Annotated in this window: 34 protein-coding genes; 1 reads left to right on the top strand and 33 read right to left on the bottom strand. The window is 42.8% G+C overall.

Translation table 11 applies throughout. The features are described from left to right. Positions 1–21: 21 nt before the first annotated feature. The 4 genes from ftcD to DW121_RS02170 all read right to left on the bottom strand — a co-directional run bounded on the left by ftcD (position 22) and on the right by DW121_RS02170 (position 3,991). Positions 22–918 (bottom strand): glutamate formimidoyltransferase, encoded by an 897-nt coding sequence (ftcD, locus tag DW121_RS02155; RefSeq protein ID WP_118322946.1) that lies wholly within the window; start codon positions 916–918, stop codon positions 22–24. 93 nt (positions 919–1,011) lie between these two features. Beyond that, positions 1,012–2,994: a urocanate hydratase gene (locus tag DW121_RS02160; protein WP_118322947.1), complete on the bottom strand. Its 1,983-nt coding sequence runs from the start codon at positions 2,992–2,994 to the stop codon at positions 1,012–1,014. Positions 2,995–3,152: 158 nt separating this feature from the next. Then, positions 3,153–3,314 carry a hypothetical protein gene (locus DW121_RS15570; protein ID WP_158573909.1) on the bottom strand — a complete coding sequence of 54 codons (162 nt, stop codon included), beginning with the start codon at positions 3,312–3,314 and terminating at the stop codon, positions 3,153–3,155. Positions 3,315–3,337: 23 nt separating this feature from the next. Next, positions 3,338–3,991, bottom strand: a complete 654-nt coding sequence (locus DW121_RS02170; protein WP_118322949.1) for a DUF6563 family protein — start codon at positions 3,989–3,991, stop codon at positions 3,338–3,340. Between the two features lie 309 nt (positions 3,992–4,300). Between DW121_RS02170 and DW121_RS02175 the strand changes: the two genes are divergently transcribed. Next, positions 4,301–6,154, top strand: coding sequence for a MutS family DNA mismatch repair protein (locus DW121_RS02175; protein WP_118322950.1), 1,854 nt, complete (start codon positions 4,301–4,303; stop codon positions 6,152–6,154). 48 nt (positions 6,155–6,202) lie between these two features. Here DW121_RS02175 and DW121_RS02180 read toward each other — a convergent pair whose 3' ends face one another. The 29 genes from DW121_RS02180 to rplW all read right to left on the bottom strand — a co-directional run bounded on the left by DW121_RS02180 (position 6,203) and on the right by rplW (position 20,655). Then, positions 6,203–6,742: a hypothetical protein gene (locus DW121_RS02180; protein ID WP_117710301.1), complete on the bottom strand. Its 540-nt coding sequence runs from the start codon at positions 6,740–6,742 to the stop codon at positions 6,203–6,205. 112 nt (positions 6,743–6,854) lie between these two features. After that, positions 6,855–7,271 carry a hypothetical protein gene (locus DW121_RS02185; protein WP_118322951.1) on the bottom strand — a complete coding sequence of 139 codons (417 nt, stop codon included), beginning with the start codon at positions 7,269–7,271 and terminating at the stop codon, positions 6,855–6,857. A gap of 144 nt (positions 7,272–7,415) precedes the next feature. Further along, positions 7,416–7,913 carry a 50S ribosomal protein L17 gene (rplQ, locus tag DW121_RS02190; protein ID WP_117710303.1) on the bottom strand — a complete coding sequence of 166 codons (498 nt, stop codon included), beginning with the start codon at positions 7,911–7,913 and terminating at the stop codon, positions 7,416–7,418. A gap of 3 nt (positions 7,914–7,916) precedes the next feature. Further along, positions 7,917–8,909 (bottom strand): DNA-directed RNA polymerase subunit alpha, encoded by a 993-nt coding sequence (locus tag DW121_RS02195; RefSeq protein ID WP_009122265.1) that lies wholly within the window; start codon positions 8,907–8,909, stop codon positions 7,917–7,919. A gap of 11 nt (positions 8,910–8,920) precedes the next feature. After that, the gene (gene rpsD / locus DW121_RS02200; RefSeq protein WP_009122264.1) at positions 8,921–9,526 is read right to left on the bottom strand and encodes a 30S ribosomal protein S4; all 606 of its coding nucleotides are present in this window, start codon (positions 9,524–9,526) and stop codon (positions 8,921–8,923) included. A 115-nt stretch (positions 9,527–9,641) separates the two neighbouring features. Continuing rightward, the gene (gene rpsK, locus DW121_RS02205; protein ID WP_002558049.1) at positions 9,642–10,031 is read right to left on the bottom strand and encodes a 30S ribosomal protein S11; all 390 of its coding nucleotides are present in this window, start codon (positions 10,029–10,031) and stop codon (positions 9,642–9,644) included. 11 nt (positions 10,032–10,042) lie between these two features. Then, positions 10,043–10,423: a 30S ribosomal protein S13 gene (gene rpsM / locus DW121_RS02210; protein ID WP_009122263.1), complete on the bottom strand. Its 381-nt coding sequence runs from the start codon at positions 10,421–10,423 to the stop codon at positions 10,043–10,045. Positions 10,424–10,457: 34 nt separating this feature from the next. Then, positions 10,458–10,574 carry a type B 50S ribosomal protein L36 gene (ykgO, locus tag DW121_RS02215; protein WP_002558051.1) on the bottom strand — a complete coding sequence of 39 codons (117 nt, stop codon included), beginning with the start codon at positions 10,572–10,574 and terminating at the stop codon, positions 10,458–10,460. 9 nt (positions 10,575–10,583) lie between these two features. Continuing rightward, positions 10,584–10,802, bottom strand: coding sequence for a translation initiation factor IF-1 (infA, locus tag DW121_RS02220; RefSeq protein WP_002558052.1), 219 nt, complete (start codon positions 10,800–10,802; stop codon positions 10,584–10,586). Positions 10,803–10,811: 9 nt separating this feature from the next. Beyond that, complete coding sequence (gene map / locus DW121_RS02225) at positions 10,812–11,612, bottom strand: type I methionyl aminopeptidase (protein WP_117710304.1); 801 nt, start codon at positions 11,610–11,612, stop codon at positions 10,812–10,814. 13 nt (positions 11,613–11,625) lie between these two features. Next, positions 11,626–12,969 (bottom strand): preprotein translocase subunit SecY, encoded by a 1,344-nt coding sequence (gene secY / locus DW121_RS02230; protein WP_117710305.1) that lies wholly within the window; start codon positions 12,967–12,969, stop codon positions 11,626–11,628. A gap of 4 nt (positions 12,970–12,973) precedes the next feature. Next, a complete protein-coding gene (gene rplO, locus DW121_RS02235) occupies positions 12,974–13,420 on the bottom strand; it encodes a 50S ribosomal protein L15 (RefSeq protein WP_087412063.1) in 447 nt (148 codons plus the stop codon). A gap of 30 nt (positions 13,421–13,450) precedes the next feature. Then, positions 13,451–13,627 (bottom strand): 50S ribosomal protein L30, encoded by a 177-nt coding sequence (gene rpmD / locus DW121_RS02240; RefSeq protein WP_004291222.1) that lies wholly within the window; start codon positions 13,625–13,627, stop codon positions 13,451–13,453. An 11-nt stretch (positions 13,628–13,638) separates the two neighbouring features. Next, complete coding sequence (rpsE, locus tag DW121_RS02245; protein ID WP_005656517.1) at positions 13,639–14,157, bottom strand: 30S ribosomal protein S5; 519 nt, start codon at positions 14,155–14,157, stop codon at positions 13,639–13,641. Positions 14,158–14,162: 5 nt separating this feature from the next. Then, positions 14,163–14,507: a 50S ribosomal protein L18 gene (rplR, locus tag DW121_RS02250; RefSeq protein ID WP_117710306.1), complete on the bottom strand. Its 345-nt coding sequence runs from the start codon at positions 14,505–14,507 to the stop codon at positions 14,163–14,165. A gap of 20 nt (positions 14,508–14,527) precedes the next feature. Then, entirely contained in the window at positions 14,528–15,097 is a 570-nt protein-coding gene (gene rplF / locus DW121_RS02255; protein ID WP_009122260.1) for a 50S ribosomal protein L6, read from the bottom strand. A gap of 15 nt (positions 15,098–15,112) precedes the next feature. Further along, on the bottom strand, positions 15,113–15,508 hold the full coding sequence (gene rpsH, locus DW121_RS02260) for a 30S ribosomal protein S8 (RefSeq protein WP_117710307.1): 396 nt from the start codon (positions 15,506–15,508) through the stop codon (positions 15,113–15,115). A 54-nt stretch (positions 15,509–15,562) separates the two neighbouring features. Continuing rightward, a complete protein-coding gene (gene rpsN, locus DW121_RS02265) occupies positions 15,563–15,862 on the bottom strand; it encodes a 30S ribosomal protein S14 (protein WP_025068793.1) in 300 nt (99 codons plus the stop codon). Between the two features lie 4 nt (positions 15,863–15,866). Continuing rightward, positions 15,867–16,424 carry a 50S ribosomal protein L5 gene (gene rplE / locus DW121_RS02270; RefSeq protein WP_117710308.1) on the bottom strand — a complete coding sequence of 186 codons (558 nt, stop codon included), beginning with the start codon at positions 16,422–16,424 and terminating at the stop codon, positions 15,867–15,869. Then, entirely contained in the window at positions 16,424–16,744 is a 321-nt protein-coding gene (gene rplX, locus DW121_RS02275) for a 50S ribosomal protein L24 (protein WP_117710309.1), read from the bottom strand. The genes rplE and rplX overlap by 1 nt, the downstream gene beginning before the upstream one ends. Positions 16,745–16,764: 20 nt before the next feature. After that, complete coding sequence (rplN, locus tag DW121_RS02280; RefSeq protein WP_005825700.1) at positions 16,765–17,130, bottom strand: 50S ribosomal protein L14; 366 nt, start codon at positions 17,128–17,130, stop codon at positions 16,765–16,767. 2 nt (positions 17,131–17,132) lie between these two features. Further along, on the bottom strand, positions 17,133–17,402 hold the full coding sequence (gene rpsQ / locus DW121_RS02285) for a 30S ribosomal protein S17 (RefSeq protein ID WP_005656533.1): 270 nt from the start codon (positions 17,400–17,402) through the stop codon (positions 17,133–17,135). Next, positions 17,399–17,596, bottom strand: a complete 198-nt coding sequence (gene rpmC, locus DW121_RS02290) for a 50S ribosomal protein L29 (protein WP_005656537.1) — start codon at positions 17,594–17,596, stop codon at positions 17,399–17,401. The genes rpsQ and rpmC overlap by 4 nt, the downstream gene beginning before the upstream one ends. Before the next feature lie 5 nt (positions 17,597–17,601). After that, a complete protein-coding gene (gene rplP / locus DW121_RS02295; protein ID WP_005656538.1) occupies positions 17,602–18,036 on the bottom strand; it encodes a 50S ribosomal protein L16 in 435 nt (144 codons plus the stop codon). A 21-nt stretch (positions 18,037–18,057) separates the two neighbouring features. After that, positions 18,058–18,789 carry a 30S ribosomal protein S3 gene (rpsC, locus tag DW121_RS02300; RefSeq protein ID WP_004291235.1) on the bottom strand — a complete coding sequence of 244 codons (732 nt, stop codon included), beginning with the start codon at positions 18,787–18,789 and terminating at the stop codon, positions 18,058–18,060. A 5-nt stretch (positions 18,790–18,794) separates the two neighbouring features. Then, positions 18,795–19,205: a 50S ribosomal protein L22 gene (rplV, locus tag DW121_RS02305; RefSeq protein WP_004291236.1), complete on the bottom strand. Its 411-nt coding sequence runs from the start codon at positions 19,203–19,205 to the stop codon at positions 18,795–18,797. A gap of 36 nt (positions 19,206–19,241) precedes the next feature. Continuing rightward, positions 19,242–19,511, bottom strand: coding sequence for a 30S ribosomal protein S19 (gene rpsS, locus DW121_RS02310; RefSeq protein WP_002558070.1), 270 nt, complete (start codon positions 19,509–19,511; stop codon positions 19,242–19,244). Between the two features lie 20 nt (positions 19,512–19,531). Then, positions 19,532–20,356: a 50S ribosomal protein L2 gene (gene rplB, locus DW121_RS02315; protein WP_009122259.1), complete on the bottom strand. Its 825-nt coding sequence runs from the start codon at positions 20,354–20,356 to the stop codon at positions 19,532–19,534. A 5-nt stretch (positions 20,357–20,361) separates the two neighbouring features. After that, a complete protein-coding gene (gene rplW / locus DW121_RS02320; RefSeq protein WP_087412064.1) occupies positions 20,362–20,655 on the bottom strand; it encodes a 50S ribosomal protein L23 in 294 nt (97 codons plus the stop codon). Position 20,656: the final 1 nt, after the last annotated feature.

The following is a 20,656-nucleotide window of genomic DNA, read 5'->3' on the forward strand; positions in this document are numbered from 1 at the left end:
GTTTAAAAAAGAATCGGAAAGTTACTCCATTATTCTGGCTTCCAGCACTTGCTGCATCGAAAAGTTCTCCAGTCCGAGGTAGTAGGACGCCGTATCAATCAGCGCTTCCATAGGTACAAGGCCGATAATCTCACTGCCTACGATGCTGACACCGTAACGACGCGCTTCGATGCGTACCAACTCGAAAGCACGGTAAAGCGCCGTACGGGTATAGTCGGTCATATTGATGGACACTTGGGTAATTCCCCGGTCTTTCAGTTCCACCCCCATAGCCTTGCAGTAACGCAGGCCGCCGCCGATGAAGCGTATCTTCTTGGCGATGTCGTGCGCAATTTCCAGACTGGGGGTGTTGAGGTTGATGTTATACGCCACCAGCGGCATACGCGCTCCGATGGCTACCGTTCCCGCAGTAGGATGACGTTCTGCCGGACCGAAATCGGGTTGCCATTCGGGAAGTTTTATTTTCTCCGCCATCCCCTCGAATTCTCCCTTACGGACAGCCGCAAGATTCTCCCGGTGAGGCGCCGATGCGGATTTTTCGTAAAGGAATACAGGCAGATTATAACGTTTTGCCACTTCCGCACCCACTTCTTTGGAAAGCGCAACGGCTTCTTCCATGCTTACGTTCTTGATAGGAATAAAGGGGACAACGTCCACAGCACCCATACGGGGATGCTGGCCTTGATGCCTGTTCAGGTCGATAAGCTGCACAGCCACACCGATGGCTTCGAGCACAGCTTCGCGAAGCGGTTCGGGTTCGCCCACCACAGTAACAACCAGCCGGTTATGGTCTTCGTCATTACTGTAATCCAGCAACTTCACACCTTGTCTGCCGCGAAACGGAGCCACTATCCGGTCTATCTTCTGCAAATCACGCCCCTCACTGAAATTGGGGACACATTCTACGATTTTATTCATAACACTTTGGAAATGAAGAATGAGGAATGAAGAATTACCTTGCGGCGCATTTGCATTGCGCAGCCTAATTCTTCATTCTTAATTCTTAATTCATCATTTATTTATGTATTTGTTTATCAGTTCTTCATCCGCCACGTAAGGTATCGTGATGTGATAACCTTCCGAATGAGTGCGGTTAAATTCTTCGCTTGTCTCCATGGCATGCGCATTGCGTGCCCACGAACGGCGTGCCACACCGCCCATAACATCCCAAAGCATGGCGGAACGCAGGATTTCGTCCACCCGCTCGGAACCGTCGCACACCATGCCGAAGCCGCCGTTGACGGCCTTGCCGATGCCTACTCCGCCACCGTTGTGCAACGCCACAAGGCTCATGCCCCGTGCGCAGTTGCCGGCAAAGCATTGCACCGCCATATCCGCCATTACGTTGCTGCCGTCCTTTATGTTGGACGTCTCACGGAAAGGAGAGTCCGTGCCGCTGACATCGTGGTGGTCGCGTCCCAGCATAATGGGACCCACCTCGCCACGGCGCACCATTTCATTGAAACGCAACGCAATCTTCATGCGCCCCTCGGCATCCTGATAGAGGATACGCGCCTGCGTACCTACCACCAGATTGTTCTTCTCGGCATCGCGTATCCAGTTATAATTGTCCAAATCCTGTCCGCGACGGGTAGGGTCGATACACTCCATGGCAGCACGGTCTGTCTTTATCAAATCCTCGTGCTTGCCGCTGAGGCAAACCCAGCGGAACGGTCCGTAGCCGTAGTCAAAGAGTTCCGGCCCCATAATGTCTTCCACGTAGCTGGGGAAGATAAAGCCGTTCTTGTCATTGCCGTCGCGCGCTATCTCCGGTACACCGGCATCGAAGACGGCTTTCATAAAGGAATTGCCGTAATCGAAGAAGTAAGTGCCCTGCCCCACCAACGCTTTGATGGCAAGGAAATGACGCTTCAAGGTCGCATCCACCTCAGTGCAGAATGCCTTCGGGGTCTCATGCAGCATACGGGTACGTTCTTCAAAGGTGATGCCCACGGGGCAATAGCCGCCGTCGTACGCCGCATGGCAAGAGGTCTGGTCGGAAAGCAAATCAATATGTATTTGTTCTTTTACGGCATATTCCAAAAGGTCTACCACATTACCGTGATAGGCGACAGAAATCGGCGTACGGTTGTTCATTGCCTCTCTTGCCCAAGCAAAAGCCTGCGGCAACGAATCCGTCACGCGCCCCACCCAGCCCTGATGATGGCGGGTTTCGATACGTGAAGCATCCACCTCGGCTATGATAGCGGCAGCTCCCGACATTTCGGCGGCCTTGGGTTGGGCGCCACTCATGCCGCCCAGACCGGAGGATACGAAAAGCCGCCCGCGCAAGTCACCGTCCTGAGGGATACCGAGCTTCAGCCGCCCGGCATTCAAGAGGGTATTGAAAGTGCCGTGCACGATGCCTTGCGGCCCGATATACATCCACCCTCCGGCAGTCATCTGACCGTAATTGGCAACGCCCATCTGTATGGCAGTGTGCCAGTCCTGTTGGTTATCGTACAGCCCCACCATCATCGCATTCGTTATAATGACACGCGGCGCTTCGGGCTTCGACTTGAACAGTCCCAACGGGTGTCCGCTTTCGACAACGAGTGTCTGGTCACTGGTAAGGACTTCGAGGTATTGCTTTATCAAGCGGTATTGCATCCAGTTCTGGCATACCTGCCCCGTTTCGCCATAGGTGACGAGCTCGTAGGGATAGAGGGCGATATCGAAACAGAGGTTATTGTCTATCATCACCTGAAAGGCTTTGCCCTCGATGCAACATCCTTTGTACTCGTCAATGGGCTTCGCCTTGAGGTCGCCTTGCGGACGATAACGGTAACCGTAAATGCGTCCGCGTGTGCGGAGTTCTTCCATAAACTCGGGAGCAAGCGTCTCGTGCAGTTCTTTAGGGATGTAGCGCAGAGCATTCTTCAATGCCGTAGCCGTTTGCGCGGAGTCGAGGGTGTAGCCACGGTCGGGCGCCCGCCGGATACCTTCTACGAAGGTGGGATAAGGGGGCAATGTCTTGCTTAAAGTAATCTCCATAGTATATCAAGGTAAATGGTTACAAATTGTCAGAAGACACAGGCATTCATCTGCCGCAATATAAAAATAAATCCCGATATTCGCAATATAATACCGGGATTATTTATCATAAAGTCAGAAAAGTTACTTCGCAGCCTTGTTATAGGTTTCCACAAACATCACCGGCTCCACAGAATTGTCGACAACCGCCTGCAATCCGAGTTGATGCTTGATGAGCGCGCCATATAAAAGCCATTCGGATGTCCGCCGTTAACCGGCAACTTGGCAACCTGCCCATAGGCATCGGCGTCTACTGTTCCTTTCGAGTAACCCACCATCAAAGAATCTATCCTTTACGATTGTTTCAGCGTATTGTAGTGGAACAAGTCGGTTCAGACTTGAGTTGTCTCAGATACTTTCCGATGACCTCGGACGATTCGCTCGTTTCCTTTTCAAAAGCTTCTTGCAGTTCCGGATAATCCGCCAGCAATTCCAGCATCTTTTCCCTGCCCACAAACTCCGAGCGTCCCGTCTCCGGATTCAGCTCATAGTACACGCGTGCAAATACCAGTCCCGAAGCATTGATGGCATCTCCCACTTCTCCACCCAACTTCGCGGCGTTGGCAGGAGTGGCAGTACTCGTAGCGGCTTGTCCCACAGGTTGCGCGCAGAAATAAATCTTCCCCTTCACCCACATGGCAGGCGCATACCAGCCACCGAAGCGGTAGCGTTTATAGCGCATCTTCCTGCAGTTGACATAGAGCGATGTGTCTATCCGCACCGCATAGCAACGGGATTTTAAATAACGGCACAACCCGGAGTTATCCTCAGCCTCTATACGATAATCCGCCCCTCCCATCAGATAAATCTGATTCTTGGAACGCTTCTCCACTTTCAATATGGTCACCGTATCTCCACGGTCTTCCACCAATTCTTTCAAGTTGGAATACATTATCTGCTGTGCCGAACACGGCAAAGCCAATAATGCCAATATCCCTAACACCCAACTTCTTTTCATATCGCTATCCTTTCTTTTTGAAACTTTGCTTTCTTGAGCGAAAGGTACATTTTTTATCGTTATGCAGCAAACATACAGAAGAAAAAAAACACCATATCTCCCATAAAATGATTTCCATACACAGGGTACTTGAAATACCAACCGTTGGTAGCTCTCGTACCAAGCTGTGGTAGCTCCCGTACCAACGATTGGTAGGCTTCGTACCAAACAGTGGTATTTTGAATACCAACCGGTTGGTATTTCAGCTACCCTTAGAGGGAAAAACCATATATTTACTTATCTTTGCCCATCTATAAAACATGGAAATAAATGGAAAACATCGAGAATATAAAATCAACCTACCACCGCATTGCGGACGAAGCGCAACAGGGCTTGAATAAAGTACAGCAACAGATTTATCGCATCGGCACATTGCGGTTGCTGCTGTTCGTTGCAGGAGTCGCAGGACTTATCTATTTTCGGGCGGAAAGCTGGGCGGTACTGGCAGGGATTGCGCTTGTCACATTTCTGCCGTTCATCCTTCTGATAAAATACCATAATCGCCTGTTCCATCGCAAAGATTATTTGGAAAAGGAAATAGAGGTCAACCGGCAAGAGCTGGCCGCACTGGATTATGACACATCCGGTTTCGATGGCGGCAAGGAGTTTATCGACCCTGCGCATCTGTATGCCTATGACCTGGACGTATTCGGTGAGCACTCGCTGTTTCAGTACATCAACCGCACTTGCACCGAACCGGGGAAACGTCTGTTGGCAGGCTGGCTGGGGCGGCATCTCGAAAAGAAAGAAGATATACTGGAGCGCCAAGCAGCCGTACGCGAACTGGCTCCCGAACTGCAATTCCGCCAACGGTTCCGCATCCTCGGCTTACTGCATAAAGGAAAGGCTGCCGACGAAACGGAATTGAAAACATGGGCCACAAGTCCCGGCGTGTTCCGTAAGAACAGGCTCCTGCGTACGTTGCCGGCAATCATCACAAGCGCCAATATCGTATGCGTACTTTTAGTAATTACCGGCTACTTGCCTGCAAGCATATGGGGAGTAATTTGGACGGCGTTTGTTACCGTCGGCTTTGCTTTTACAGGGAAAATCACCAAGATACAGGCTGTGTATGGCAAAAAACTGCAAATTCTTGGAACCTATGCCGGACTGCTCAGGCTTATGGAAACCCAGCCCATGAGGTGCAATTTACTGAAAAGCCTTAAAGAGGAGATTGGAGGTGAACAGCAGAAAGCCTCTCTTTCCATCAGCCGGTTGAGCAAGCTGATGAATGAACTGGACCAACGCAACAACATATTCATGTATGTCATTCTCAACGGTCTGTTCTTTTGGGAGTTACGACAGATTATGCGTATCGAGGCATGGAAAGAACAATATGCCGGTGAGCTGCCCCATTGGCTCACCGCCCTCGGACAAATGGATGCCCTCAACTCGTTGGCAACCTTTGCCTACAATCATCCGGAATACTCCTATCCTGTCCTGCTCAGCAGAGCCGATATGCTCTCCGGCACGAAGAATACCGACGCCAACGCCCATTTCATGCTTCGTGCCAAGAACATGGGACATCCCCTGATGCATCGCGATCGCTGTGTCCGCAACGACATCGACATGGAGAAACGCCCCTTCTTTATTATCATCACCGGTGCCAACATGGCCGGCAAGAGTACTTATCTCCGCACGATAGGCATCAATTATCTGCTTGCCTGCACCGGTATGCCCGTCTGTGCGGAAGAAATGGAGGCATATCCCGCCCGCCTTGTCACCAGCCTGCGCACCAGCGACTCCCTGAACGATAACGAATCTTACTTCTTTGCCGAACTTAAGCGCCTGAAACTCATTATCGACAAACTGCAATCGGGTGAAGAACTCTTCATCATTCTTGATGAAATATTGAAAGGTACAAATTCCATGGATAAACAAAAGGGGTCTTTTGCACTCATCAAACAGTTCATGGCATTGCAAGCCAACGGCATCATTGCCACCCACGACTTATTGCTGGGCACACTTATCGACCTTTTCCCGGAGAATATCCGTAACTACCGCTTCGAAGCGGATATTACCAACAATGAACTGACCTTCTCCTACCGTCTCCGCCCGGGCATAGCGCAGAACATGAACGCCTGTTTCCTTATGAAGAAAATGGGGATTGCCGTTACCGACTAACCCCCACTCTCTCTATATATCTTTTGATTATGTCTTATCTACATGAATTTACATCGCTTTGCATTTTGACAGAAAAGCTGAAACAGCCGCCGCTTCGTTACCGGTAAAATAACGGACAGAAGTCACCGGAGTATAAGTATAGGGTACAAACTGGAATAATTGCAACGCTGCAAATTTATTGTCCTGCGAAATCATAATGTCCATACGTACATTGCCGCTCGATTCACTCTTTACCCCGGACTCACTGTCCAGATTGCCGCTTTCAAGCATCTCGGTCAGTTTACCTATATATTTCAAGTCAAAAAACAGACTGCGTTCTTTTGCCACACTTCCCGTAGGCAGGTAAACGATTTCTTTTGACTTCCAGAACAAACGGAATACTCCCAGTAAAATCAATGCCGTACCCAACACCATCAACCCCATGCTGATAGTGGAAGACCTATCGTGCATTTCAAAAATAGATGCGAAAATAAGAATACCTGCCAGCATCATCAACGCAGAGATGATGAGCCCGGAGACACTTGTACGTTTTGCAATATCGGGATGTGAAGACGTGAAAAGAGTTGCGTCAATAGTTTGAGTTGCCATAATATCAATAGTTTTATGAATTAATGAATTAGAGAAATAGAAAATACAATCCACCCCACATCTGAGCGCCTACCACCCATATACGAGGAAAATAACTAAATACAATAAAACATTAAATCAGAATCCGCCTCAATGTGAAAATGTAATATTCACACACAGGCTGGCAACGATAGTAAGCAGTAGCGTCAAACAGTTTCTCTCTATTCAGTGACAAAACCGCTTCGCGCTGGGCAAGCTTATCCACCCAGTCTTTTAAAGAAAAAATATACTCACTAATATAAGAACGCTGGATACGGGACATTGTAAGCAGTTGCATATGGCTACTGCTACTTGCCAACTCCGCCACCGGCAGATAAGGCAATTGCGGTGAAGTGAAACAAGTCTCGTCCTGATGATGTGAAACCGCCACCGCCTGAATATCCACAGACTCCCCTACACTTACCGGAGTAACAGTAAATGCAGCACTCGATGTTTGCCACAAAACCAACGCAAACGCCAGAAGTCCTATGATTTTTAGATATTTGCCCATAACTATTTGCAAATATAACAGTTTATTCCATAGCATTGTTTTATACACACATCTTTTAATGTTTGTTTATGTAAATAAAAGTATAAACAAAAAAGCCGCCCCAATCGCTGGGACGGCTTTCTACATATAAAAAGAATAGTTGAATTATTCTGCTTTTGCTTCTTCAGCGGCAGGTGCTTCAGCCACCGGTGCAGTTTCTGCAGCGGGAGCAGCTTCAGCAGTAGCTTTCTTTGAACGGCGGGTACGAGTAGCTTTCTTAGCAACTTTTTCCTTAGCCATGTTTTCGTTGTAGTCAACAAGTTCAATGAAGCACATTTCAGCATTATCACCCAAACGGTTGCCTGTTTTGATGATACGAGTGTAACCACCCGGACGATCAGCAATCTTCACAGAGATTTCTTTGAACAACTCAGTTACAGCATACTTGTCTTGCAAATTGCTAAATACAACACGACGAGAATTTGTCGTATCATCCTTAGCTTTTGTAATCAAAGGCTCAACAAACTTCTTCAAAGCTTTAGCCTTTGCAACGGTCGTAGTGATTCTTTTGTGCTTAATCAAAGAACACGCCATATTAGCCAACATAGCGTTTCTATGAGAGGCAGTACGACCCAAATGGTTGAATTTTTTATTATGTCTCATTTTTTATTCTTTATCTAATTTATATTTAGAAATATCAGTTCCAAACGACAGATTCAGACTTTCCAGCAAATCATCAAGCTCGGTAAGCGATTTCTTTCCGAAGTTTCTGAATTTCAGCAAATCAGTCTTGTTGAACTGTACCAAGTCGCCCAAAGTCTCTACATCGGCAGCTTTCAAACAGTTGAGAGCACGAACCGAGAGATCCATATCAACGAGCTTAGTCTTCAACAACTGACGCATATGCAATACTTCTTCATCAAACTCTTCATTGCCGTCAACATCATTGCTTTCCAGCGTAATCTTCTCATCAGAGAAGAGCATGAAGTGATAAATCAATATTTTTGCAGCTTCTTTCAGAGCCTCTTTCGGATGAATGGAACCATCCGTAGTAATCTCAAGCACCAGTTTTTCGTAGTCAGTCTTCTGCTCAACACGGAAGTTTTCTACCTGATACTTAACATTACGTATCGGAGTATAAATAGAATCGATAGGAATTACGTTCACGTCGGTGCAATATTCGCGGTTTTCGTCAGCAGGAACATAACCACGACCTTTGTTGATCGTAATATCTATCTGCATAGTTGATTTTGAATCTAAATGACAAATAACTAATTCAGGATTTAACACTTCAAATCCAGTCAAATACTTACCTATGTCACCTGCTTTAAATTCACTTGAATTCTCGATTGTAATACTTACTTTCTCGCTCTCGAATTCTTCAACTACTTGCTTGAATCTCACTTGTTTCAGATTCAAGATAATGTTAGTAACATCCTCTTTTACTCCCGGAACACTGGAAAATTCGTGCTCAACACCTTCTATTTTGATAGTAGTGATGGCAAAACCTTCCAATGAAGAAAGCAGGATGCGGCGCAGTGCATTACCCACGGTAATACCGAAACCGGGCTCCAACGGACGAAATTCGAACTTTCCGAATTTAGAGTCCGCTTCCAACATTAATACTTTATCAGGTTTTTGAAATGCTAATATCGCCATGAAATTAATTATTATTTAGAATACAATTCTACAATTAAATGCTCTTTAATGTTTTCAGGAATGTCTGCTCTTTCAGGTATGTGCAACAACTTACCTACTTTAGCATTATCATCCCATTCCAACCAAGGATACTTGCTGTGATTAAAGCCAGCCAATGAGTTAGCGATAACTTCCAAAGATTTAGATCTTTCACGAACGCCAATAACCTGACCCGGTTTTACTGCATATGAGGGAACGTTTACCACTTCACCATCTACAGTAATATGCTTGTGACTAACCAACTGACGTGCAGCTGCACGAGTCGGAGCAATACCCAAACGGAATACTACATTGTCAAGACGACCTTCCAGTAATTGAAGAAGCACCTCACCGGTAATACCTTTAGCGGTAGCTGCCTTCTCAAACAGGTTGCGGAATTGTTTTTCCAAAACTCCATAGGTGTATTTGGCTTTCTGTTTCTCACGAAGTTGAACACCATATTCAGAAGTTTTTCTCTTTCTTGAATTACCATGCTGTCCGGGAGGATAGTTCTTCTTTGACAATACTTTATCTGCTCCAAAGATACCTTCACCGAATTTACGGGCTATTCTTGATTTTGGTCCAGTATATCTAGCCATTTCTTTTTAAATATTTAATTGTTATTCATGAACTTAATTTGTTGCAGCCGCGATTGTAGAGAAGAATTTACAATCCAATAACAATATCAAGTTTCATTTTTATTAAAGGTAAATCTTAAACTCTACGTCTTTTCGGAGGACGACAACCATTATGTGGAAGCGGAGTTACGTCGATGATTTCAGTAACTTCGATACCTGCACCGTGGATAGTTCTAATAGCAGACTCACGTCCGTTACCTGGACCCTTCACATATGCTTTTACCTTTCTCAAGCCAAGATCATATGCTATTTTAGCACAGTCTTGAGCAGCCATTTGTGCTGCGTAAGGAGTGTTCTTCTTAGAACCTCTAAATCCCATCTTTCCGGCAGAAGACCAAGAAATAATCTGACCTTCACTATTAGCCAGAGAAACAATAATGTTGTTGAAAGATGAATGAACATGCAACTGTCCATTAGCATCTACCTTTACATTTCTCTTTTTTGCTGCAACTGTTTTTTTTGCCATATCAACAATTATTATTTAGTAGCTTTTTTCTTATTAGCAACGGTTTTCTTTCTTCCCTTACGAGTACGAGCGTTATTCTTTGTACTCTGGCCTCTAACAGGGAGACCGATACGGTGACGTACACCACGGTAGCAACCAATATCCATTAAACGCTTGATGTTCAATTGAACTTCAGAGCGAAGATCACCTTCTACTTTATACTCTGCACCAATGATCTCACGAATCTTGGCAGCCTGATCATCCGTCCAGTCTTTTACTTTCAGGTCCTTGTCTACACCTGCTTTATCCAAAATCTTTGCTGAACTACTACGACCTATTCCATATACATAGGTCAACGCAACTTCACCTCTCTTATTTTGAGGCAAATCGACACCAACTATTCTTATAGCCATATACTAAATTATTTTTTTTGCAAAAATAATAATATTATCCTTGACGTTGTTTATACTTAGGATTTTTCTTGTTAATAACATACAAACGGCCATTACGTCTAACGATCTTACACTCTGGCGTACGTTTCTTTAAGGATGCTCTTACTTTCATATCTTAATTTTATTTATATCTAAATACAATTCTTCCTTTCGATAAATCGTAAGGAGACATTTCGACTCTTACTTTATCCCCCGGTAGGATTTTGATGTAATGCATCCGCATCTTACCGGAAATATGTGCAGTAATCTCATGTCCGTTTTCTAATTCAACACGAAACATTGCATTAGACAATGCTTCAACTATAACTCCATCTTGTTCTATTGCAGATTGCTTTGCCATATTAATTTCTTAAATTGCTTTATCTCCTAATACTTCTTCAATGAATTTGAACGATGACAATACATCAGCCTCACCACCTCCAACTGCTATAGTATGCTCAAAATGAGCCGCATATTTGCAGTCTTTGGTTCTAACTGTCCAACCATCGCGTTCCATTACTATTTGCCGATTACCCAAAGTTATCATTGGTTCAATTGCGATACACAAACCTTTCTTCAACATTGTTCCATACCCACGCTTACCGTAATTGGGAACTTGAGGATCCTCGTGCATCTCCTTACCAATACCATGACCGACAAACTCACGCACTACACCATAAGAATTAGACTCACAATGTTGTTGTATAGCATATCCTATATCACCCAATCGCTTGCCTTGAACTGCATTCTGTATTCCTATATATAATGCTTCCTTAGTAACTTTCAGTAATTTGCGAATTTCTTCGTCAACCTCACCTACACAAAACGTATAAGCTGAATCGCCACAAAAACCGTTCATGTAAGTACCGCAATCAACAGAAACAATATCACCCTCTTTCAGTACTACAGTATCACTCGGAATACCATGTACTACCTGTTCGTTTACAGAAGTACAAATCGAAGCCGGAAATGGTTCACCATATTGATTTGGAAAGCCTTTAAATGTAGGAATAGCGCCATTATCTCTAATGAACTCTTCCGCCACTTTATCCAACTCTTTCGTAGTAACTCCGGGTTTTATAACCTTAGCTATCTCAGCCAGCGTTTTTCCTACAAGCAAATTACTCTTACGGAGCAGCTCTATCTCATCTTCAGTTTTAAGAAATATCATTCTTCAAATAAGATTAATACGCAGCCACTGTACCGCTACGGCCTTTAATACGTCCAGATTTCAGCAAACCGTCATAATGTCTCATCAACAAATGACTTTCAACTTGCTGGAGAGTATCAAGAACCACACCTACAAGAATTAACAAAGATGTACCACCGAAGAATTGAGCAAACTCCGCCTTCACACCGAATACACCAGCAAATGCAGGCATAATGGCAACAAAAGCCAAGAAGAAAGAACCCGGCAAAGTGATACGTGACATAATGACATCAATATACTCCGCTGTTTGCTTCCCTGGTTTGATACCCGGAATGAAACCATTATTTCTCTTCATATCCTCAGCCATCTGAGTCGGGTTAATGGTAATTGCAGTATAGAAATACGTAAACAATATAATCAACACCGCAAAAATCAAATTATACCAAAAGCTTGTATGATCAGTTAATGCATGTATGAAACCGCTCGCATTATTTACATTTGAAAATCCCACGAGAGTAATAGGAATGAACATGATTGCCTGAGCAAAAATGATAGGCATCACGTTAGCTGCATTTACTTTCAAAGGAATGTACTGTCTTGCGCCGCCATATTGTTTATTACCAACAATCTTCTTTGCATATTGAACAGGAATCTTTCTCGTGCCTTGCACTAACAGAATAGCAAATGCTATGACAACTAACAAGACTACAAGTTCAATCAAGAACATCACCAAACCACCAGTCTTATCAGTCATACGAGAAATCAACTCTTGGAACAAAGACTGCGGTAAACGTGCAATAATACCTACCATGATAATTAAAGAGATACCATTACCAATTCCTTTGTCTGTAATTCTCTCACCAAGCCACAAAATAAACATACTTCCAGCCGCCAATATAATGGTAGAAGTAAGCATAAACAGAGTCCAATCTAATGAAGCATTTAAGGAAGGACCAGCCTGCATTTTAAGATTGAGCAAATAAGAAGGAGCCTGAACCAACAAAATAATAATCGTCAAATAACGAGTATACTGATTCATTTTTCTTCTACCACTCTCACCTTCGCGTTGCAATTTCTGGAAATACGGTACCGCAATACCCAGCAACTGAATCACAATGGAAGCGGAGATATAAGGCATGATACCTAATGCAAAAATAGATGCATTAGAGAATGCTCCTCCAGAAAACATATTTAACAAGGCTAAGAGACCCTCGCTTGTTTGTTGATGCAATTGTGTCAACATTGACGGATTAATACCCGGCAATACAACATACGAACCGAAACGGTAAATTGCCACAAACAATATGGTAATGAGGATCCGTTGTCTCAGATCCTCAATTTTCCATATATTCTTTAATGTTTCAATAGCTTTTCTCATCGAATTAGAGTTTTACTACTTGTCCACCAGCAGCTTCGATGGCAGCAACAGCAGTCTTAGAGAATGCATGTGCTTGTACATCCAACTTAGCAGTCAAAGTTCCGTTACCTAATACTTTTACCAACTGGCTTGCAGAAATGAAACCGGCAGCAATGAAGTCGTTGATACCCACTGTCTGCAGATTCTTAGCTTCGGCCAGTTTCTGAATTGTATCCAAGTTGATAGCCTTATACTCTACACGGTTGATATTTTTAAAGCCAAACTTAGGAACACGACGTTGAAGAGGCATCTGACCACCTTCAAAACCGATTTTCTTAGAGTATCCAGATCTTGATTTAGCTCCTTTATGACCTCTGGTAGAAGTACCTCCCAAGCCAGATCCCGGACCACGTCCGATTCTCTTTCTTGTTTTAGTAGATCCCTCTGCAGGTTTTAAATTACTTAAGTTCATATTGTAATTCGTTTTATATTCAACAAATAATTACTTAACAATGGTAACCAAGTGTTTAACCTTATCCACCATTCCAAGAATTGAAGGAGTACATTCGTGTTCAACCACACGATTCAACTTATGAAGTCCCAGTGCATCGAGAGTTCTCTTCTGATCAGCAGGAGCACCAATTCTACTTTTAACTTGTTTAATCTTTATAGTCGACATATTCTTCCTCCTTATCCTCTAAATACTTTTTCCATACTAACTCCTCTGTTCTGAGCAACCATACGGGCATCACGCATTTCACTTAATGCCAAGATAGTAGCTTTCACTAAGTTATGCGGGTTGGAAGAGCCTTTTGACTTAGCCAAAACATCCGTTACACCAACACTTTCAAGCACTGCACGCATTGCACCACCTGCCACAACACCAGTTCCGTGAGAAGCCGGCTTAATGAATACCTCAGCACCACCAAACTTAGCAGACTGCTCGTGAGGAACCGTACCTTTCAGTACAGGTACTTTAGTCAGATTTTTCTTTGCAGATTCCACACCTTTAGCAATAGCGGCAGTTACTTCACCAGCTTTGCCAAGGCCCCAACCGATGATACCTTCTTCATTTCCTACTACCACAATAGCAGAAAAACTAAAAGTTCTACCACCTTTGGTTACTTTGGTTACACGATTAATAGCAACCAATCTGTCTTTCAGTTCTATATCGTTTGTAATCTTAACTCTATTATTAAGTCCTGCCATAATGATTAAAATTTAAGTCCACCGTTACGAGCAGCATCAGCTACTTCTTTTACTCTCCCATGATACAAGTAACCATTACGGTCGAAAACAACAGTAGTTATACCTGCTTCCTGAGCTTTCTTTGCAATCAGCTCACCTACTTTAGCAGCTTGTTCTTTCTTAGGCATTTTTTCAATCATACCCAAAGAAGAAGCAGCAACCAAAGTTTTACCGGACAAATCGTCGATAATCTGAACATAGATTTGCTTATTGCTTCTAAACACACTCATACGCGGACATTCAGTTGTACCTGAAATTTTATTGCGTACTCTATATTTAATCTTAATACGTCTTTCTATTTTTGTTGTCATAATACTATCAATTTAAATGATTATTTAGCACCGGCTGATTTACCAGACTTTCTACGAATTTCTTCGCCAACAAACTTAATACCTTTACCTTTATACGGTTCAGGCTTACGGAAAGAACGTATTTTAGAGCAAACTTGACCAAGCAATTGTTTGTCGCAAGATTCCAAAATAATAAGAGGATTCTTATTTCTTTCAGATTTTGTTTCTACTTTGATCTCAGCAGGCAACTGAATAAAGATACTGTGCGTGTAACCTAAGTTCAATTCAATAATGTTACCTTGGTTAGAAGCACGGTAACCTACACCGACAAGTTCCAACTCTTTCTTATATCCTTCAGATACACCAACAACCATGTTGTGAACCAATGAACGGTACAGACCATGGAATGCATGTTTCTGCTTCGGATTATCCAGCATTGCATTTTCATTCTCTGTCAAAACGACATGGCCTTCTTCGATGGCAACATTGATAGCAGGATCTACATATTGGCTCATTTCGCCTTTGGGTCCCTTTACGGCAACCACATTATCCTTCAGAGTAACTGTTACTCCAGCGGGAATACTAATGGGTAATTTTCCTATTCTTGACATTGCTAATTCCTCCTATTAATATACATAACACAAAACTTCACCACCGATTTTCAAATCAGCGGCTTCTTTGTTGGTCATTACACCTTTGGAAGTAGATATTATAGCAATACCCAAACCATTAATAACTCGCGGCATATCTTTGTAACCGGTATATTGACGCAAACCCGGAGAAGAAATTCTTTCCAGCTTCTTGATAGCGTTAACTTTGTTAACCGGATCATACTTCAAGGCAACCTTAATAGTACCTTGAGGACCATCTTCTACAAACTTGTAATTAAGAATGTAGCCTTTTTCAAAAAGAATCTTAGTGATTTCTTTTTTCAAATTTGAAGCGGGAACTTCAACAACTCTGTGCTTTGCTTGAATAGCGTTCCGCAACCTCGTCAAATAATCTGCTATTGGATCAGTCATATAAAAATAAATTAAATTAATCAGGACTACCCTGACAATATTTAAAAACAAAAATTACCAGCTTGCTTTCTTTACACCTGGAATAAGACCGTTGGATGCCATCTCACGGAACTGAATTCTGGAGATACCGAATTGACGGATATAACCTTTAGGACGACCTGTCAATTTACAACGATTGTGCATACGAATTGGGTTAGAATTCTTAGGCAACTCTTGCAATTTCTGTGCAGCTTCAAAAGCTTCAGCAGGATCACCAGTTCTAACGATTTGCTTCAATGCAGCTCTTTTCTCGGCATATTTGGCTACTAATTTGGCACGTCTTACTTCACGTGCTTTCATTGATTCCTTTGCCATATTATCAATCTTTTTTAGCGTTCTTAAACGGTAAACCGAATTCTTTCAACAAGGCATAACCTTCCTCATCTGTTTCCGCAGAGGTTACAAAGGTAATATTCATTCCGAGAATTCTGGTAATACTATCGATATTAATTTCAGGGAAAATAATTTGTTCCTGAATACCAAGGGTATAGTTACCCTTTCCATCGAACTTACTTTCAATACCCTTGAAGTCACGGATACGCGGTAAAGCTACACGAACCAGTTTTTCAAGGAATTCATACATTCTCTCGCGACGCAAAGTTACCATAACACCAATCGGCATTTTCTTACGCAACTTAAAGTTAGCGATATCTTTACGAGAAATGGTTGCAACGGCTTTTTGACCAGTGATCGCAGTCATTTCATTAATTGCCACTTCGATAATCTTCTTATCAGCAACGGCCATACCTAAACCCTGATTGATAACAATCTTCTTAAGTACGGGTACCTGCATTGAAGAAGAATACTGGAACTGTGATTTCAATGCAGGCGCAATACGCTCTGCATATTCTTTCTTAAGGCTAGCAGTATTACTCATTACTTAATCTCCTCTCCTGATTTTTTAGAATAACGCACTAAAGTGCCGTCAGCACTTACTTTTCTACCAACACGCGTTGCTTTACCAGTTTTTGGATCAACCGGATTCAAGTTTGAAATGTGGATAGAAGCTTCTTGCTTCACGATACCACCTTGCGGGTTCTTTGCATTCGGTTTTGTGCTCTTAGACACCATGTTGATACCCTCAACGATTGCACGTTTTTTATCAACAAGAACCTTCAATACACGACCAGTCTTACCCTTATCTTCACCAGAATTTACGTAAACTGTATCGCCTTTTTTAATATGTAATTTACTCATTACTTAAATCTTTTACAAAATTAAAGTACTTCAGGAGCGAGTGACACAACTTTCATGTTAGTAGCACGAAGTTCACGAGCTACCGGACCGAAAATACGACTACCTCTAATTTCACCTGCATTGTTCAGCAACACGCAAGCATTATCATCAAAACGTATATAAGAACCATCAGCACGACGGATTTCTTTCTTAGTACGTACGATCAAAGCTTTAGACACTGCACCTTTTTTAATATCACTTGAAGGGATAACGCTCTTTACAGAGACAACAATCACGTCCCCTACTGAAGCATAGCGACGACCTGTTCCACCCAAAACGCGGATACAGAGAGCCTCTTTTGCTCCACTATTATCACATACTGTAAGTCTGGATTCTACTTGTATCATAATTACTTAGCTCTTTCAATTATTTCAACCAATCTCCATCTCTTTGTCTTGCTCAAAGGACGAGTTTCCATGATGCGTACAGTATCTCCGATATTGCACTCATTCTTTTCATCATGAGCATGGTACTTCTTCGTCTTACTAACGAACTTACCATATATGGGGTGTTTTTCCTTAAACTTGGCTGCAACAGTGATGGTCTTATCCATCTTATCGCTCAGCACAACCCCTGTTCTTTCTTTTCTTAAATTTCTTGCTTCCATCAAGCTCATCATTTATTGTTAAGTTCTCTCTGGCGTAATTCAGTTTTCATACGCGCAATAGTCCTGCGTAATTGTTTGATCTGAGCAGGATTATCCAAAGGAGAAATAGAATGATTTAAAACCATTTGGCTATAGTTAGCCACTTCTGCTTCTACTCTTTCTACCAAGTCATTGGTAGTCATTTCTTTAATTTCTGCAATTTTCATACTTCTTACGCATTTTGATTTTGGATATCATAATCACGTCTAACCACAAACTTAGTTGTGATAGGAAGCTTTTGTGCAGCTAAGCGCAAAGCTTCTTTTGCGATTTCATAAGATACTCCTTCAGCTTCGATAATAATTCTACCCGGTGTAACAGGAGCAACGAATCCCTCGGGGCTACCTTTACCCTTACCCATACGTACGTCAGCAGGCTTTCTTGTAATAGGTTTATCCGGGAAAATACGAATCCAAATCTGTCCTTGACGTTGCATATATCTTGTCACTGCAATACGCGCAGCTTCAATCTGACGGCCTGTAATCCATTTCGTCTCCAAGGCCTTAATACCAAAAGAACCGAAAGCCAACTGGTTTCCTCTTTGGGCATTACCTTTTTGACGGCCTTTTTGTTGTCTTCTGAATTTTGTCTTTTTCGGTTGTAACATAATTCCTAAAAATCAAATTCGTTAGCGATTATTTTTCTTTCTTTTGAAGTTCTTTCCGCCATTGTTTCCGCTATTGCTTCCACGACCACTTTCTTTGCTTTGTGTAAAGTTCGGAGCCAACTCCTTCTTACCATAAACTTCACCTCTACAAATCCAAACTTTAATACCAAGAAGACCTACCTTAGTCAATGCTTCTGCATGACAATAGTCGATGTCTGCTCTGAAAGTGTGCAACGGAGTTCTTCCTTCCTTATACATCTCAGAACGGGCCATTTCCGCACCATTCAAACGTCCTGAAATCTGAATTTTGATACCTTCTGCACCCATACGCATAGTATTGGCGATAGCCATTTTAATAGCGCGGCGATAGGCAATTTTACCTTCTACCTGACGAGCGATGTTGTTAGCCACGATAACAGCGTCCAACTCAGGTCTTTTAACTTCGAAGATATTGATCTGGATATCTTTATCAGTGACCTTCTTCAACTCTTCTTTCAACTTATCAACTTCTTGGCCACCTTTACCGATAATAATACCCGGACGTGCTGTACAAACGGTAATAGTCACGAGTTTCAGTGTACGTTCGATTACAATTCTTGAAACGCTTGCTTTAGCAAGACGAGCGTTCAAATATTTACGAATCTTGCTATCTTCCAGCAAAGAGTCGCCGTAATTCTTTCCACCATACCAATTGGAATCCCATCCTCTGATAATTCCTAAACGGTTGCTTATTGGATTAACTTTTTGTCCCATTTACCTTAATTTTGATCTTCGTTATTACTTTTAGAACCAACGAACAACGTTACGTGGTTTGAACGTTTGCGGATTCTGTAACCTCTACCCTGCGGAGCCGGTCTCATTCTTTTGAGCGTAGCACCACCATCAACAAAAATCTTGGTTACGAACAACTCGCCACTTTCAGCTTTACGTTCGTTTTTCTGCTCCCAGTTAGCAATTGCAGAGCGCAGCAGTTTTTCCACTCTGGCGGCAGCCTCTTTTGAAGAGAACTTCAAAACGCCGAGTGCTCTGTTCACTTCCATCCCACGAATCATGTCAGCCACGAGACGCATTTTACGGGGGGAAGTAGGAACATTTTGCAATTTCGCAAAATACATGGTCTTAAGGGCCTCTTTTCTTTTTTCAGCCGATATTTTTTTTCTTGCTCCCATTATATTATTACTTTATTATTTCAAATAAATCCTGTTTTATTTTTTCTTGTTACCAGCGTGTCCTCTGAATGTACGAGTTGGAGCGAATTCACCCAACTTGTGTCCTACCATATTTTCGGTAACATAAACAGGAATAAATTTATTTCCATTGTGAACTGCAACAGTATGGCCTACAAAATCAGGCGAAATCATTGAAGCTCTGGCCCAAGTCTTAACTACCACTTTCTTGCCTGATTCATTCATGGCAAGCACTTTTTTCTCAAGCTTAACGTTAATATACGGACCTTTTTTTAATGAACGACTCATAATTTACTCAATTAATCAGATTACTTCTTTCTTCTCTCAATAATATACTTAGACGATTGTTTCTTCGGAGCTCTTGTCTTAAGACCCTTAGCGTACAATCCCTTACGAGATCTCGGGTGTCCTCCTGAAGCACGTCCTTCACCACCACCCATTGGGTGATCAACCGGGTTCATAACAACACCACGGTTACGCGGACGACGTCCCAACCAACGAGAACGTCCAGCTTTACCTGAACTTTCCAATCCATGATCTGAGTTACCAACGCTACCAATAGTAGCCTTACATGTACTGAGAATCTGACGAACCTCACCAGAAGGCAACTTGATAACGCAGTATTTACCTTCTCTTGAAGTCAACTGAGCGAAGTTACCAGCCGAGCGAACCAAAGCAGCGCCTTGACCCGGGCGTAATTCGATATTGTGAATCACGGTACCGACCGGAATATTCTGAAGCGGAAGAGCATTTCCGATTTCCGGAGCTGCAGTTTCACCTGACATCAAAGTCGCACCAACTTGCAATCCATTGGGAGCAATAATATATCTTTTTTCACCATCTGCATAAAACAACAGAGCAATACGAGCCGAACGGTTCGGATCGTATTCAATTGTTTTAACCACTGCAGGTACACCGTCCTTATTTCTCTTGAAGTCTACGATACGGATAATCTTCTTACTACCGCCACCAATGTAGCGCATGGTCATTTTACCTGTATTGTTACGACCACCAGTAGATTTCTTACCAAATACAAGAGACTTTTCTGGTACTCGTGCAGTAATTTCTTCGAAAGTACCAATAATTTTATGTCTTTGCCCCGGTGTTGTGGGCTTAAATTTACGTACTGCCATTTCTTTTAAATATTGCTATAAAAATCAATAGTATCTCCTTCTTTCAACGTAACGATAGCTTTCTTATAAGCATTTGTACGTCCATTGATGATACCTGCACGCGTATAACGGCTCTTGTTTTTGCCGGCATAGCGAATTGTATTCACATCAACTACGGTAACGTTGTAAAGGGCTTCAACTTCGTTCTTAATTTCCAGTTTATTAGCTTCAGGACGCACGATAAAGCCGAAACGATTGTTCGCCTTATCAGTAATTGCTGTCATTTTCTCTGTCACTAACGGTTTAATAATAATTCCCATT

Origin of the sequence: Bacteroides sp. AM10-21B, from assembly GCF_003472565.1 — a bacterium.
Classification (GTDB): Bacteria; Bacteroidota; Bacteroidia; order Bacteroidales; family Bacteroidaceae; genus Bacteroides; species Bacteroides propionicigenes.